Origin of the sequence: Acinetobacter qingfengensis (genome assembly GCF_008693185.1) — a bacterium.
GTDB classification, from domain to species: Bacteria; Pseudomonadota; Gammaproteobacteria; order Pseudomonadales; family Moraxellaceae; genus Acinetobacter; species Acinetobacter qingfengensis.
Window position 1 is genome coordinate 1 of sequence record NZ_VXKN01000010.1, and the last position, 16331, is coordinate 16331.

The 16331-nt window shown below is 35.9% G+C and carries 12 protein-coding genes; 2 read left to right on the forward strand and 10 right to left on the reverse strand.

The window, feature by feature from the left end; translation table 11 throughout:
• Positions 1 to 232 precede the first annotated feature (232 nt).
• Complete coding sequence (locus F4V57_RS11820) at positions 233 to 994, forward strand: class I SAM-dependent methyltransferase (RefSeq protein WP_070070777.1); 762 nt, start codon at positions 233 to 235, stop codon at positions 992 to 994.
• Between the two features lie 49 nt (positions 995 to 1043).
• On the opposite strand, the gene brnQ is transcribed toward F4V57_RS11820, so the two are convergent.
• The 3 genes from brnQ to F4V57_RS11835 all read right to left on the reverse strand — a co-directional run bounded on the left by brnQ (position 1044) and on the right by F4V57_RS11835 (position 5699).
• Positions 1044 to 2342, reverse strand: coding sequence for a branched-chain amino acid transport system II carrier protein (gene brnQ / locus F4V57_RS11825; protein ID WP_070070776.1), 1299 nt, complete (start codon positions 2340 to 2342; stop codon positions 1044 to 1046).
• A 386-nt stretch (positions 2343 to 2728) separates the two neighbouring features.
• A complete protein-coding gene (gene metG, locus F4V57_RS11830; RefSeq protein ID WP_070070921.1) occupies positions 2729 to 4789 on the reverse strand; it encodes a methionine--tRNA ligase in 2061 nt (686 codons plus the stop codon).
• Between the two features lie 157 nt (positions 4790 to 4946).
• Positions 4947 to 5699 (reverse strand): hypothetical protein, encoded by a 753-nt coding sequence (locus F4V57_RS11835; RefSeq protein WP_070070922.1) that lies wholly within the window; start codon positions 5697 to 5699, stop codon positions 4947 to 4949.
• Between the two features lie 259 nt (positions 5700 to 5958).
• On the opposite strand from F4V57_RS11835, the gene F4V57_RS11840 reads away from it, so the two are divergent.
• Positions 5959 to 7167 carry an Mrp/NBP35 family ATP-binding protein gene (locus F4V57_RS11840; protein WP_070070923.1) on the forward strand — a complete coding sequence of 403 codons (1209 nt, stop codon included), beginning with the start codon at positions 5959 to 5961 and terminating at the stop codon, positions 7165 to 7167.
• A 64-nt stretch (positions 7168 to 7231) separates the two neighbouring features.
• Here the strand turns inward: F4V57_RS11840 and rplT are convergent, their stop codons facing one another.
• The 7 genes from rplT to thrS all read right to left on the reverse strand — a co-directional run bounded on the left by rplT (position 7232) and on the right by thrS (position 16152).
• Positions 7232 to 7591 carry a 50S ribosomal protein L20 gene (gene rplT / locus F4V57_RS11845; protein ID WP_070070924.1) on the reverse strand — a complete coding sequence of 120 codons (360 nt, stop codon included), beginning with the start codon at positions 7589 to 7591 and terminating at the stop codon, positions 7232 to 7234.
• 11 nt (positions 7592 to 7602) lie between these two features.
• Positions 7603 to 7800 carry a 50S ribosomal protein L35 gene (gene rpmI, locus F4V57_RS11850; RefSeq protein WP_070070925.1) on the reverse strand — a complete coding sequence of 66 codons (198 nt, stop codon included), beginning with the start codon at positions 7798 to 7800 and terminating at the stop codon, positions 7603 to 7605.
• Positions 7801 to 7946: 146 nt separating this feature from the next.
• Entirely contained in the window at positions 7947 to 10133 is a 2187-nt protein-coding gene (locus F4V57_RS11855; RefSeq protein ID WP_070070926.1) for a TonB-dependent receptor, read from the reverse strand.
• A 248-nt stretch (positions 10134 to 10381) separates the two neighbouring features.
• Entirely contained in the window at positions 10382 to 12526 is a 2145-nt protein-coding gene (locus F4V57_RS11860; protein WP_227515721.1) for a TonB-dependent receptor, read from the reverse strand.
• 248 nt (positions 12527 to 12774) lie between these two features.
• Positions 12775 to 13392 carry a glutathione S-transferase N-terminal domain-containing protein gene (locus F4V57_RS11865; RefSeq protein ID WP_070070928.1) on the reverse strand — a complete coding sequence of 206 codons (618 nt, stop codon included), beginning with the start codon at positions 13390 to 13392 and terminating at the stop codon, positions 12775 to 12777.
• A gap of 280 nt (positions 13393 to 13672) precedes the next feature.
• Entirely contained in the window at positions 13673 to 14224 is a 552-nt protein-coding gene (infC, locus tag F4V57_RS11870; protein WP_081409287.1) for a translation initiation factor IF-3, read from the reverse strand.
• A gap of 5 nt (positions 14225 to 14229) precedes the next feature.
• Positions 14230 to 16152 (reverse strand): threonine--tRNA ligase, encoded by a 1923-nt coding sequence (gene thrS, locus F4V57_RS11875; protein ID WP_070070929.1) that lies wholly within the window; start codon positions 16150 to 16152, stop codon positions 14230 to 14232.
• Positions 16153 to 16331: the final 179 nt, after the last annotated feature.

Sequence of the window (16331 nt, forward strand, 5' to 3'; positions counted from 1 at the left end):
TTTTCAACAAGTTTTTATCTGCATCACCGCCGATGGATGTGCATTCTACACTATCCCCATACCTTTGCAATACCCCAAAACCCTTTTTTCTAATTTTTCTTCTTGAGTGCGTGAAAATTGAGCTATTCTCGCAAAAACATAACTTTATTTTATTAATATTTAAATTATTTGTCATTTTTAATTATTTATTTTTTGATTTACGCTAATTTTTCAATTTTTAGGATAGTTTAAAATGATTTCCCAGCACGATATTAATCAAAAGCAATATGCCAATAAATCCAGATCTTATTTAAATAGTCAGGTACATTCCCAAGGTATAGAGTTTGAGAAAGTGATTAAGCAAGTTTCTACTATTTCTGATCCTGTCGTGTTGGATTTGGGTTGTGGTGGTGGACATGTTAGTTATCATCTGGCACCTTTTGTAAAATCGGTAATTGCTTATGATTTATCTCAAGAAATGTTAAATACGGTAGAAGCTACGGCAAAGACAAGGAAATTAGTTAATATTGATATTCAGCAAGGTTGTGCTGAGCAACTACCTTTTAAAGATCAAATTTTTGATGTTGTAGTAACGCGGTACTCTGCACATCATTGGCAACATGTTGAGTGTGCGCTGAATGAGGCCTGGAGAGTTTTAAAACCTAATGGGATATTTATTTTGGTTGATATTCTAGGATCAGATATGCCCATTTTAGATACTTTTTTGCAATCTATTGAGCTTATTCGTGATCCAAGTCATGTTCGAAACTATAGTTTGAGTGAATGGTTACGAATGTTGGAATATTCTAATTTTCAAATTAAAACCATTGAAAAACAGAGAATTATTTTGAATTTTCATGCTTGGGTAATCCGTATGCAAACAACACCCACTCAAATTGAAACAATTCGTTTTTTGCAATCTCAATCTGCTGATATTGTAAAAAACTATTTTGAGATTCAAGAAGATGGTAGTTTTTCTAGTGATGTAATTTTTTTAATTGCTGAGAAATTTTAAAATGGCCGATGTAGTTGAAATATTATGCTACATCGGCTTCTACATTTTATTATGCTATTTTTCTAGATTTATCAATCATAAAACATATAACGAATATGATTAATGAGGGCATCAACCAAGCAAGATTTTCCTGATTAAGAGGTAAGTTTTGTAAAACTTGTGGCAGCTTATCCGAGAAACCCGCAACTTTTAATCCATCTATAATTCCAAAAATAAGGGCAATTGCCGTGACAGGCGCAATAACATGAGAGGGTTGATTTAAATATTTCCATAAAAAACTAAGTACAATCACTACAATCGCAGGTGGATAAATAGCTGTCAATACAGGTACTGAAACAGCAATTAGTTTAGTCAAGCCTAGATTTGACACAATAAAAGCTGATCCCACCAAGATAAATACCAGTAATTTATAAGATAGTTTTGTTAATTCATGAAAATATTCAGCACAAGCACAGGTTAAACCAACAGCAGTTACCATACAGGCAAGACAAATTAATACTGTTAAAAATAATGCGCCAAGATCACCATAAGCATGTTGTACATAGGCATGCAGAATAATGGCACCATTTTCTGCATTCGGCACAATATCATGGCTACCAAGACCTAATTTAAATAGACTGAGATATACAAAAGTTAATCCTACTCCGGCCATAATTCCTGCAATTACAGCATATTTCGTCACTTGTCTGGTTTCCGTGATTCCACGAGAATAAATGGCTTGAATAATGACAATCCCAAAAACCAAGGCGCCTAGGGTGTCCATGGTAAGGTATCCATTCACGAAACCTTCAGAGAAAGGATGGTCAACATAGTTTTTAATCGGTGGTGCAATTGTCCCTGCCGGAATTACAAATGCAGTAATGCCAAGAATAGCAAGTGCAATAATTTTTAATGGAGCCAGAACATAGCCTACCGTATCCAAAAGTTTATTGGGATATAGTGAAACGATCATCACCGCAAAAAAATACAAAGCACTATAGATCCATAACCCTTGATCTTTATTGGTAAAATACGAGGACATACCAATTTCATAAGATACCGTTGCGGTTCTTGGCGTGGCAAATAGTGGGCCAACTGATAAATAACAAATAACCGTAAGCAATAAACTGGCATATTTCCCTAAAGGAGAACTTAAAATCTCAATAGAACCTTTAGTTTTTGATAATGCCATAATTGTAATTACAGGCAAACCTACACCTGTAATCAAAAAACCAAGTGCAGCAATCCATACATTTTCCCCGGCTTGTTGAGCAACAATAGGAGGAAAAATAATATTGCCGGCACCGATAAATAAAGCAAAGGTCATGAAGCCCAATGCAATAATATCCGTAAAACGCAATGTAGACATGATAATTGTAAATTTTGAAAAAGCGTAATATTAAGGCAAGATTGTGCTTTTTTCATAAGTTTTTTACAATTATTTTTATAAATTTTCTTATTTATGCACATATATTGTAGTATCTCTATTTTAAAATTTAACAATAGATATTTTATTTTTAATATAAATTTCTTTAAATTTAGTATAATTAAGTGATTGATTAAATTATTATAATTTCATAAATAAAATGCTATCTGTCTAATCACAACACAACAAATTAATTCTAAATATTCCAGAGTCTTTTATTATCAATATGGCAAATCATGAAAATGATTCAAAAATGCTAATTCAAATTATGTAAAGCATTGAAGCAAGGGAAAAGTAGTAAATCTTAAATACTACTTTTCCCATTTCAATCAAGACACCTTATCACCAGGTTTTGCACCACTTTCAGGTGAAATAATAGATAATCTTTCATCGTTTCCAGCACATAGAACCATACCATTTGAGATCCCAAATCTCATTTTACGCGGAGCAAGATTAGCAACCAAAACCACCAGTTTACCTTTTAAATCTTCTGGTGAATATTGGCTACGAATGCCACTAAATACATTACGTGGTTCAGCTTCACCTGCATCCAGAGTCAATTGCAATAATTTATCTGAACCTTCAACGATATTGGCATCCAGCACTTGCGCCACACGCAAATCTACTTTTAGGACATCATCAATACTGATAACGTCTGATTCGATTGTCGAGGTTGGTTTTTCAACAGCTTTTTCCTTTTTCTTTGCGGCTTTTACTGGTACAGCGACAGGCGCAGCTAAAGAATCTTTGGAGGCTTCGACCATTGCATCAACTGCTTTTTTATCAACACGTTGCATTAATGGTTGAAATTGTGCAATCTCATGATTGAGTAAAATTGTTTTACGGGATGCAAAATCAAATTTTTCCAGTTGTAAAAATGCTTGTACTTCATTGGCTAATTTTGGTAATACAGGTGATAAGTAGATGACCAATTGACGGAATAAATTAATTCCTACTGAGCACACTTCATGCACTTGTTGCTCTGTACCCTCTTGTTTAGCCAATGCCCATGGTTTTTTCTCGTCAATATACTGATTGGCTTTATCTGCGAGGGACATAATTTCTCGAATTGCAGCACTAAACTCACGATCTTCATAAGCGCTGGCAATCGAATCGCCTGCATCAATAAAACTTTTTACGAGTTCAGCTTCGGCACATTGTGCAGATAATTGATGATCAAATTTGGTGTTAATAAATTTGGCGCAACGACTGGCAATATTTACAACTTTACCAACAAGATCGGAATTTACTTTTTGAATAAAGTCATCCAGATTCAAATCGGAATCCTCAACTTTATCGGATAATTTTGAAGCAAAGTAATAACGTAGATATTCTGGATTTAAATGTTGTAAATACGTTTCTGCCTTAATGAATGTACCACGTGACTTTGACATTTTCTGGCCATTTACGGTCAAGAAGCCATTCACAAATAAACCTGTCGGGGTACGATAGCCTGCACCTGCCAGCATTGCCGGCCAAAACAGTGCATGAAAATAGACAATATCTTTACCAATAAAATGATAAATTTCGTGACTACTGTCTTTTTTCCAATAATCATCAAAGTTTAATTCAGGACGTTTGGTTTGGATATAGTTTTCAAAACTCGACATATAACCAATAGGTGCATCGACCCAAACATAAAAATATTTATTTGGCGCATCTGGTATTTCAAAACCAAAATACGGTGCATCACGAGAAATATCCCAATCAGCTAAACCCGCCTCAAACCATTCATCTAACTTATTGGCAATAGAAACTGGTAAACGACCTTGATCTCGTGTCCATTTTTGCAAATATTCAGTAAAATTTGGTAACTTAAAGAAGTAATGATCTGACGATTTTTCAACTGGTGTTGCGCCACTTAGAGTAGAATGCGGATTTAACAGCTCAGTTGCATTATATGTGGTTCCACACACTTCACAACTATCACCATATTGATCATCCGCTTTACATTTTGGACAAGTACCTTTAATAAAACGATCAGACAAGAACATTTGTTTCTCTGGATCAAATAATTGATGTACAGGTCTGACAGCGATATGACCAGCTTGACGGTTTTTTAGGTAGATATACTCGGAACGAGCTTTATTGGTTGTGCTATGTGTTGAATCATAATGATCAAAACTGATCCCAAATCCAGCAAAATCACGCTCATGTTCTTGTTGTACATTGGCAATTTGCTGTTCAGGTGTAATGCCATTGGCTTCTGCACGAAGCATGATTGCAGTACCGTGAGCATCGTCTGCACAGACATAAATCACATCATGTCCCATTGCCCGCATGGCCCGTACCCAGATATCTGCCTGAATATAACCAAGCAAATGACCCATGTGAATTGGGCCATTAGCATAAGGAAGAGCATTGGTGACCAAGATTTTGCGTGCAGACATATTTCTCTCTTTCACTATTTTTGACGTCTTGATTTTACATGAGTTACATGTCCGTTGCATGTATCAATTCATGAATTCTCTTTATTCCTGATCTAAAATATCTTCGTGGATCAAAATAATAAGATGTTGTTAAGTCATCTGATAATTATGTTACCTTTTAGTTTGAGTTACGATCTTGATTCATTACAGGACATTCTATTGCTACAGGTTGAACTAAACTTACCGCTTCATACTGCCCTGTACTTAAATTAAATACTTTTAATCCTGACGATCTTATATTCAATATTCTAATTACTCTGGAATATGCAGCCTGGTCAGTTAAGGCGGGAGTAACAATACGAGGATTAAGCTTACCTTGTTGATTAATCTGGAAAGAATAAATGACCTGAAGGTTATGACCATTCATCGGTACATTTTTTTGTTGCAGCCATTTACAAGTTGAATGATTTATTCTTGGTCGAATAACTTTAGCAACCGCTTTGCCTATAGGTAAAAATTCAAAGGTTTTTTGATAAACAGGATAAAATTTTGTTTCTTGTTTAGGTTCTATTTTATTTGTCTGCACTGTATTTTGTGATGTTCCCTGTTGTGTTTCAGAATTAGCATTTACTTGCTGTGTTGGAAAATGGGATAGAGGTGTTTGCTGTGCCAATCTTCGCACATGATTTTTAAGTAACGTAGGCAATTTTGCATCATCTGGAAATATAACTTGTATTGTCTGTGTGGCTACATCAGGTTTAAGCGTTAATGTAACGCTATATTCAGATATCACCATTTTATTATCATCAATAATAGCTTCCAGTGATTTAGATAACTGGACCGGAGGTTGATCATCCGCATAAGCAGAGCAAATAAGTCCACTATATAATGAGACTAATCCCACAAAGCACATCATATTTTTTTTGTTCATATTATGACTAACCACAACATTAAGTTTTACTTTTCAACATTACAATACAGTGATGTTGTCCTACAATCAAACGCTTCAACCTTAGGAAGGTAAGATTAAGACACATAAATTATTAGGTATAAATTCAATTACCATAAAATAGGATAAACCAATACCTGTGCATTGTGATATCGTAATTATTTAAACACTTGCACTTAACCTGCCTTCACAATAACGTTACACTACAACAAAATCCCCTTTTATTCATTGGAGCCAATTCATGTCCTGGTTTTCTTCCTTAAAAGCCAAATTTTCCCCTGCACAGGAAATCAATGAGGAGAAAATTCAATCATGTCTGGAACAGTTTTCAATTCCTGTCTCTCAGGCAATATTGAAAGATCGAATTACTCAACTGAATATCGAACAAGATAATTTACAATTATCTATTTTTGTTTATGAAAACGAAATTGATCATTTACAACAATTACATGATGAATTAAGTGCAAAACTGGCACAAGCTGGGGTAAAGACCTTAAATTTACATGTTGTACAAAAGAAGAAGCCGCAAAATACAAGCATTCCACCGACAGTTAATGCCGTAGAAAATCAGACATTAGAGCAGGCAAAACAACAATATCAGCCACAACAGGAAGAAGCACCTATAAAAAAAGCTGCACCTACCCAAACCCAAATTAAGCCTCATCCACATATACAGCATGTAATTGTTGTTGCTTCAGGTAAAGGTGGTGTCGGAAAATCAACAACAACTGTAAATCTGGCACTTGCTTTACGTGAGTTAGGGCTAAAAGTAGGTGTTCTTGATGCCGATATTTATGGACCAAGTATCCCGACCATGTTAGGAAATGAAGGCCAAAGCCCCTTAATTGAAAATGAACAATTTATACCAATCGCAGCATACGGCATGCCTGTACTTTCTATTGGTCATTTAACCGGAGATGGTCGGATACCTGTTGCTTGGCGTGGTCCCAAAGCAACGGGCGCACTCATGCAGTTATTTAATCAGACCCAATGGCCTGTACTTGATGTCTTATTGATCGACATGCCACCAGGCACTGGAGATATTCAACTGACACTGGCACAACGAATCCCTGTATCTGGAGCAGTTATCGTTACAACACCACAAAATGTTGCCTTACTTGATGCACAAAAAGGTATTGAATTATTTAATAAAGTAAATATTAAAATTTTGGGTGTAGTAGAAAATATGTCTACACATATTTGCTCTAACTGTGGTTTTGAAGAACAGATTTTTGGTGTAGGTGGTGGTGATAAACTGTCTGAAATTTACCATATTCCTTTACTTGGACGCTTGCCTTTAAATGCTTCTATTCGGGAAAATGCAGATCAAGGCAAACCCAGTGTAATTGCCAAAGACGCAGCGTATGAAAGTTATATGGAAATTGCGACTAAATTACAAAAAAGTATTGAACAACTACCTCATCATCATGACGAAAAAAGAATCTTTTAAATGAATCTACAATAGTAAAAATGAAAAAAGACCGCAAATGCAGTCTTTTTCAATACCATCTGACTTAAGCAGCCAATGCAGATTTTGCTTTTTCAGCCAATGCAGCAAATGCTACTACGTCATGATAAGCGATGTCAGCCAGTACACGACGGTCGATGATCACCTGAGCCTTTTTCAAGCCAGAGATAAAGCGGCTGTAAGACAAACCATTTTGACGAGCGCCAGCATTGATACGAGCAATCCATAAAGCACGGAATTGACGTTTTTTCTGACGACGGTCACGATATGCATATTGACCAGCTTTGATCACTGCCTGGAATGCTACACGATAAACACGTGAGCGAGCACCATAGTAACCTTTTGCACGAGCAAGAATTTTTTTGTGACGACGATGAGCCACTACACCACGTTTTACACGAGCCATTTAAAATCTCCTTAGATGTATGGGCACATACGACGAACTGATTCCATGTCAGAAACATGAACCATTACACAGCCGCGTAATTGACGAATACGTTTAGCAGATTTTTTGGTCAGGATGTGACGTTTGAATGCTTGCTTGCGTTTAAAACCGTTCGCAGTCGCTTTAAAGCGTTTAGCTGCACCACGGCGAGTTTTTAATTTAACTGCCATAACAACCTCTTTAAGCACCTGTTCGGCACGTTTGCACCATGCAATACGACCTGCAGGTAAGGGATGGAATATTCTATAGAAAAAATAATCAAATGAAAATACCTCACCACAAATGCAGTGAAGTATTTTTTAGACTCATCCTTGTTTTAATCAAAATAGTAATTTAAACGGAATAGATAATTACGTGGTGTGCCTGGCATAGATGAAGTACGCCAATATTCTTTATTTGTTAAATTATTCACTGCAAATGTTGCACCCCAATGATCATCCTTATAACCAATTGCAGCATCTAATCGCGTCCATCCATCAATTTTGGTGGTATTTGCATCGGATGTATAGAAAGAACCAACATAAGTTGCACCAATCTCACCATAGATTCTGTCTGTAGGTAAATAACGAATAAATAAATTACCAGTATTTTTTGCAGAATTTGAGAATCGATTTCCCTCATTCGCAGGCGTACGAATATTTTTTGTGATTTCTGTATCAGTATAACCGTAGCCCCCACGAATAAATACATTATCCGTTGCTTTACCGATAAAGCTAAACTCTATACCTTTTGACTCTCTTTCACCAATATTAATAATTGGTGAACTATCATCATCTTCAATAGCACGCCCACGCATATTATCTTTCTTAATTTGATATGCTGATAACTGTGTATTTAAACGATTGTCAAACCAATCACTTTTTACTCCAATCTCATATTGCGTATTATTTTCAGGTTTTAAATCTTCCGCGGTTTCATCAATTACACTGATCCAACCTCGACCACCATAGGGAGAAAAACTTTTACTATAGGAAGCGTAAAATGACTGGGTTGCTGTAGGCTGCCAAACGATACCGGCATTAGGACTGAATGATTCTCCATCATATGAACCATATACATCGACATCTTTATTGGCATTTCGAGTTTGATGCGAACTCATGTCATAAGTATCATATCGACCACCCAACATAAGTTTAAATTCAGGAGTAAGGCTGATTAAATCCTGAATAAATATACCTAAAGAAGTTGCTTCAATCTCACTATAACTTCGAGTAGATAAAGTACCACCATTACGTGTATTACTGAGCTTACCGGTTGCCGGATCATACCAACCATAGATTGAGGTTAAAGTTGTACCATTACTTCCCACATATTGATTTGCAAGTTTCGGATTTCGCTCTTCTTTCGTCCAATCCGTTCCGATCATAACATTATGTTTAATTGCTCCTGTATTAAACTCACCAGCAATATCCCATGTATTCGTCAATGTTGACGTTTCCGTTTCTTGCCAATAATAAACTTGTGAAATCTGCCCAATATGACCAGCACATGCTGCACTGGTCGATGAACAATAAGAACCTAGATAGAAATGATCAAAATTTTGGAAAGAATTCCTATAACTCAGCCCCCAATGGAATTTCCAGTCTGGCAGAAATTCATATTTAAGATCTAAACGTGCAGATTTAGTTTCATCAGTAACAATATCGCCATTTTGAGCATATCCTTGTTTAATATTAATGGGATAACCTGTTTGCAATAATACAGAATAATTTGGTCCACGATCCGGAACACGTTCCATTTTGTCGTAAGTGGCTTCTGCCGTCCATGTTAACTTTTCATCATCACTACGATAAGTCACACTTGGGGAAATTGAATTCTGCTTTGTACCGATGCCTGAACGAAAACTGTTGGTATCAAATTTTTCGCCAACCAAACGAATCGCCCAATTATCAGTCACAACTTTATTGAGATCAATTGTTCCACCCACATTGTCATATGAACCAACATAGGCACCAATATTACTACGAGATTCAAAATTGGCAGTTTTTGTAACCAAATTAATTACGCCACCGCCCTGACTTCTACCATAAAGTACAGAAGCAGGTCCTTTTAAAATTTCAATTCGTTCAACATTTGCTGTACTACGTCGATATTGTCCACTTTCACGTACACCATTTCGGTAAATATCACCATTATCTGCACTAAAACCTCGGAGTGTAATACCATCACCACGCATATCGTACGCTGTGGTCACACCTGGGGTACCTTGTAACATAATACTTAAATCGTTGGCACCATAAAGCTTATATTTAGAAACATCAATTGTATCAACGGTTTGTGGAATATCCTTTTTATCCAATCCATTGCGTGTCACATTGGCTTGTTTATAATCAACATAAGTTTTTACTGGATCTCCATCATCCATAGCTTCAATCTGTAGTGTTGGTAGTACTGCCACATTACTTTGCTGTGTCGATACATTCGTTTCTGCAGATGCATGATTCAAATGCAGCATTGTAGCCACTGTTAGCATTAAGGATAATGTCGTCCTTTGGTAAATCATAATAAAGCCTATTTCAATAAGTAAACGATAATTGTTTGCGAGTATTTTAATATTTTTTTACATTTATTCAATATTTATTCATAATTTAACACTAGAAATACATTTAAATTAAAAAATGAAGGGAAAATGTAAATATCAATATTTCCCCAATTTAAATTTATGATTTAAAAATCAAAATCTTAAATATAACATTACATATAAGTTCCCATAACATCTTCAAAAACTAATGATGAGGATAATCTCAATGATTAAAAAAAATAATTTACACGAAATAAATAATTACGTGGTGTTCCAGGCATTGAAGAAAAACGCCAGTATTTTTCATCTGTTAAGTTATTCACTGCAAAAGTTGCACCCCATTGCTCATTTTTATAGCCAATTGCTGCATCTACACGATGAAAACTATCAATTTTATAAACATTACGTACATTATTATAAAAAGAGCCGACATAGGTCACACCTATTTCAGTATAAATATTATTTGTAGGTAAATAGCGTATAAATAGATTGCCTGTATTCTTTGAGCTTAGACTTAAACGATTTCCTACATTAGTTGGCGTTTGCAAATCTTTGCTAACTTTTGCATCAGTATAGCCATATCCACCACGGAGGTATAAGTTATGAAGCAATTGTCCAATAAAACTAAATTCAATACCTTGTGATTTATGTTGTCCGGCAATTGCCCAAACGTCAGGATAATTTACTGAATCTGGTTGATAACGAATGTTATTTTTTTCAATATGATATATTGCTAATTGTGTATTTAACTGTTGGTTAAACCAATCACTTTTTAATCCAATTTCATATTGCTGATTGTATTCAGGTTCAGTACTTTCGGTTGAATCAATCTCTATATACCCTCGACCGCCATAAGGTGCAAAGCTTTTATTATAGGAGGCATAAAAGCTATGATTTTCTGTTGGTTGCCAAACAATACCAATATTGGGGCTAAGGCTTTCATCATTGTTCTTAAGTCTAAGCAAAGATAATTGATTTAACGATTTAAAATCATAAGCATCATAACGCAAGCCCAACATAAGTTTGATTTCTGGCGTTAACATGATTAAATCCTGTAGAAAAACACCCAATCCATTAGCTTCATGATCATTGTGAGATGTAACAGTATCTAGGCGGGAACCCACAAAAAATCGATCTGAATAGTTATAAGGATTCACATAACCTTTTGGTCCGGAAGTACTGGTATCCGAAAAACTTCCAAATCTAATATTACGAACTTCACGTGTAATATCTGCACCCAACAGTATTTGATGCTTGATGTCGCCTGTATTAAATGTTCCTGAAATATCAAAGGTATTGATAAAGGTTTTATTCGTTGCTTGTTGCCATTTATAATTTTGTAATACATAACCTGCTTTACAATTACGCTTGGTAGTATCGGTTATACAATAACTACCACCAAAGAAATTATCATAGTCCTGATCAGCCTGAAGATAATTTAATCCCCAATGAAAATTCCATTCTGGCAAAAATTGATACTTTAAATCACTACGTATCATTTGTAATTCATCTTTGATGTAATCTCCGGATTGTGCAAAACCAAGATCCGTAGGAACATCATCGGGCAGATTATAATAATATGCTCCACGATCAGTAACCCGATCAAGTGCATCATAAGTATATTGCACAGTCCATAAGAGTGATTCATCATCATTTTGAAAACTAATACTTGGAGATAACATGGTTTGATTCTGATCAATCCCGCGCCTAAAACTTTCTGTATCGCTATATTCACCAGCTAGACGAATAGCAACATTTGGATGAATAATCTGATTAAGGTCCAATGTTGTGCCATAATTATTATATGAACCAATGAAAGTCCCTATAGAACTTCTGGAATTAAAGTTTGCAGCTTTGCTAACCATATTAATCACACCACCACCAGCATTACGTCCATATAACACTGAAGCAGGCCCTTTTAGAATTTCAATGCGTTCTATATTTGCAGTACTACGACGAATTTTTCCACTATCACGAATACCATCCCGATAAATATCCCCGGCATCTGCATTAAAGCCACGAATACTGATACCATCTCCTTCTGCATCATAGCTAGTTGATATTCCCGGTGTTCCTTGCAACATGATGCTTAAATCATTGGTACCATAAATTTTATATTTAGAAACATCAATTGTATCAATAGTTTGTGGAATATCTTTTTTATCTAATCCATTACGAGCTACGTTGGCCTGTTTATAATCAACGTAAGTTTTTACTGGATCTCCATCATCCATTGCTTCGATTTGCAATGTTGGTAATACTGCCACATTGTTTTGCTGTATAGACAAATTACCTTCTTCAGCAAATGCGTAGTTTAAGTACAATATTGTGGAGATTGACAGGAGAGTGGATAAAGCGGATTTATTAAAATACATAATAGGATTCATTTAAAAATATAAACAATAATTATTTACATGTATTCTAATAATCTTTCATATTTATGCAATATTCATTCACAATCTAACAATTTCAATACATGTTATAAAAATATCTAAAAACACCGTGGGAATCATTTTCATTTTTATAGAAACATCTCTATTTGCGAATTTAACTTAATTATTTTTATAAAAAATATTTTTAAATTCTTCTGACTAAATCGTCAAAAGAATTTCTTACAAGCAAATTATACGGTTATTGCCAATGCTTTTTTGATTGCTGGTCTTGTCAATAAATTATCAATATACATTTTGACATAAGAAAAATCATTTAAATCCACTGCTTGCCATTCATGACGTAAAAGCCATGGCAAAATTGCCATATCAGCAATTGAGTATTCATCTCCAACATAATCTCGATCAGACAAACGGCGATTCAGCACTCCATAAAGTCTTAAAGTTTCCTGTTGATAACGCTTGGTAGCGTATTCGATACGTTCTGGTGCAAACTTACTAAAATGATGATTTTGCCCTAACATTGGCCCAAGTCCCCCCATTTGCCACATCAGCCATTCTTCAACTGTAACTCGCTGCCGTTCTTGTTGAGGGTAATATTTACCAGTTTTTCGACCTAAATATTGTAAGATTGCACCCGATTCAAATACAGAAATAGGATGCCCATCTGCACTGTCATAATCAACGATAGCTGGAATTTTATTATTTGGTGAAATTTTTAAGAACTCGGGGGCGAATTGTTCATCCTTTAAAATATTAATAGCAAAAATACGGTATTCCAATTCCATTTCTTCCAAAGCAATTGAAATTTTATGTCCATTCGGAGTTCCCCAGTAATAGAGATCAATCATTTTCTTTCCCATTCTATCCTAAAATTTATAATTTAAATTAACATGGCATATTTTGTACATGCAAGATTATTTTGTAGTCGATTAAAGCTTTTGATTTAATTTAATATTTTTAATTTTTACAATAATTTTATACAAATAATACCACAAGTGGTGATTTGAATATTACAAACTCGCTTGGTGATTCTATCGTATATTGCTAAGAATTATCTGTTGCAAGGATTTGATTAAAAACAAATTAAAAAACGCTGCATAATTGCAGCGTTTTCGTTCAGCCCGAGAACTATTTTTTCTTTTTCGGACCAAGCAACATGCCCATTTGACGCCCTTCCATTTTAGGTGGTTGTTCAACTACACCAAATTCCGCAACATCGGTTTCAATTTTTTGTAGCTGGACAAGACCTAGCTGTTGGTGCGCCATTTCACGACCACGGAAACGTAAAGTAATCTTGACCTTATTGCCATCTTCAAGGAATCGAAGAATAGCGCGTAACTTCACGTTATAATCACCTACGTCTGTTCCCGGACGTAGTTTGATTTCTTTCACTTGTACCTGATGCTGTTTCTTTTTAGCATCTTTTTGCTTTTGTTTTAAGTCAAACAAATGCTTGTTGTAATCCATAATCTTGCAGACTGGTGGCTCGGCATTGGCCACAATTTCTACAAGATCAAGTTCTGCATCTTCGGCAGCTTGCAATGCTTCACTTAAAGAAACAATTCCTTTTTGTTCTCCATCTGCTGCAACCAGACGCACTTCTTTTGCACGAATTTCATCATTGATTGCAGGACGGTTACTTTTAGCACCTTGTGGTTGGTTACGGTCAGGCTGTTTAATTGCTATTACTCCACTATATACCGGCCACGCTCGGCGACGGCTGTTTTTACCAGATCAATGAAGGCTTCAATTGACATGGTACCCAAATTTTTTCCTGTACGTGTACGCACATTTACTGTTCCTTCTTCCACTTCACGGTCACCTAGAACCAGTAAATAAGGAATTCGCTCTAATGTGCGCTCACGGATTTTAAAACCGATTTTCTCATTTCTCAAGTCGGAAATGCTACGAAGACCATGTGCATTTAACTTGTCTACAACATTTTTGCACGCATCTGCCTGAGCATCGGTAATGTTCATGACACATGCTTGCACTGGAGAAAGCCATGGTGGCATGAATCCAGCATAATGTTCAATAAGTATACCAATAAATCGTTCAAAGCTTCCAAGAATCGCTCTATGTAGCATCACAGGTTGATCACGGTCATTGTCTTCTGTGACAAAAGAAGCATCCAAACGTTGTGGCAAATTAAAATCACATTGAATTGTACCACATTGCCATACCCGACCTAGGCAGTCTTTGAGGGAGAACTCGATTTTCGGACCGTAGAAAGCACCTTCACCCGGTTGTAATTCCCATGAAAGACCAGCTGCATCCAGTGCATCTGCCAGTGATTTCTCGGCAAGATCCCATAGGTCGTCTGAACCTACACGTTTTTCTGGACGTGTAGAAAGTTTCATCTGAACATCTTCAAAGCCAAAATCTTTATAAACATCTAAAGTTAATTTAATAAAATCTGCAACTTCTTGTCCAATTTGTTCCTTGGTACAGAAAATATGTGCATCATCTTGAGTAAAACCACGTACACGCATAATCCCATGCAAAGAACCTGATGGTTCATTACGATGACAGGAACCAAATTCTGCTAAACGAATCGGTAAATCACGGTAAGATTTTAATCCTTGATTAAAAATCTGTACATGACATGGACAATTCATTGGTTTAACTGCGTAGTTACGATTTTCAGAATGTGTAGTAAACATATTTTCTGCATAATTTGCAGCATGTCCCGATTTTTCCCAAAGGACAAAATCAACAATTTGTGGGGTACGTACTTCCTGATAACCATTGTCTTGCTGGACTTTACGCATGTATTGTTCTAGTACTTGATAAATTGTCCAGCCATTTGGATGCCAGAAGACCATTCCTGGTGCTTCTTCTTGCATGTGGAATAAATCCAGCGCTTTACCAATTCTTCGATGATCACGTTTTTCAGCTTCTTCAATACGTTTGATATATGCTGCAAGTTGCTTTTTATCTGCCCATGCAGTGCCGTAAATACGTTGTAATTGTTCATTTTTGGCATCTCCACGCCAATATGCGCCAGAGATTTTTGTCAATTTAAATGATTTTAAAAATTTGGTATTTGGCACGTGTGGACCACGGCACATGTCAATATATTCCTGATGATAATATAAACCCATGGCTTTTTCATCAGGCATATCTTCAACTAGACGTAATTTATACTCTTCCCCACGATCAGAAAATACTTTAATGACTTCATCTCGAGGTGTTACTTTTTTGATGACATCATAATCCTGATCAATGAGCTGTTTCATACGCTCTTCGACCTTTGCCATATCTTCCAGAGTAAATGGACGTGGCATCCAGATATCGTAGTAAAATCCTTCTTCAATAACTGGTCCAATCACCATTTTTGCTTCAGGAAATAATTGTTTTACTGCATGCCCAACCAGATGTGCACAGGAATGGCGAATAATCTCCAGACCTTCGTCATCTTTTGGCGTGATAATTTGTAAGGTTGCATCTTCGGTAATTAAGTCACAAGCATCTACCAACTTGTCGTTAACACGTCCCGCAACAGTATTCTTTGCAAGACCTGGTCCTATACTCTGTGCAACATCCATCACGGAAACTGGATGATCGAAAGTTTTTTGATCGCCATTTGGCAATGTGATAACTGGCATAATGTAATCCTTAAGGAGTGATGCCCCACACTACGGAGCATGTCACCGCGAGATTGATATATAAATGAATATCAAATCATGGTTAATTTTAAGCGCTTCATTTTACACTTGTTCATACATTTCTCAAAGTTTTAATTCCATCCAGATGTTTTATTGAGAATTCATCATAAATTTATTCT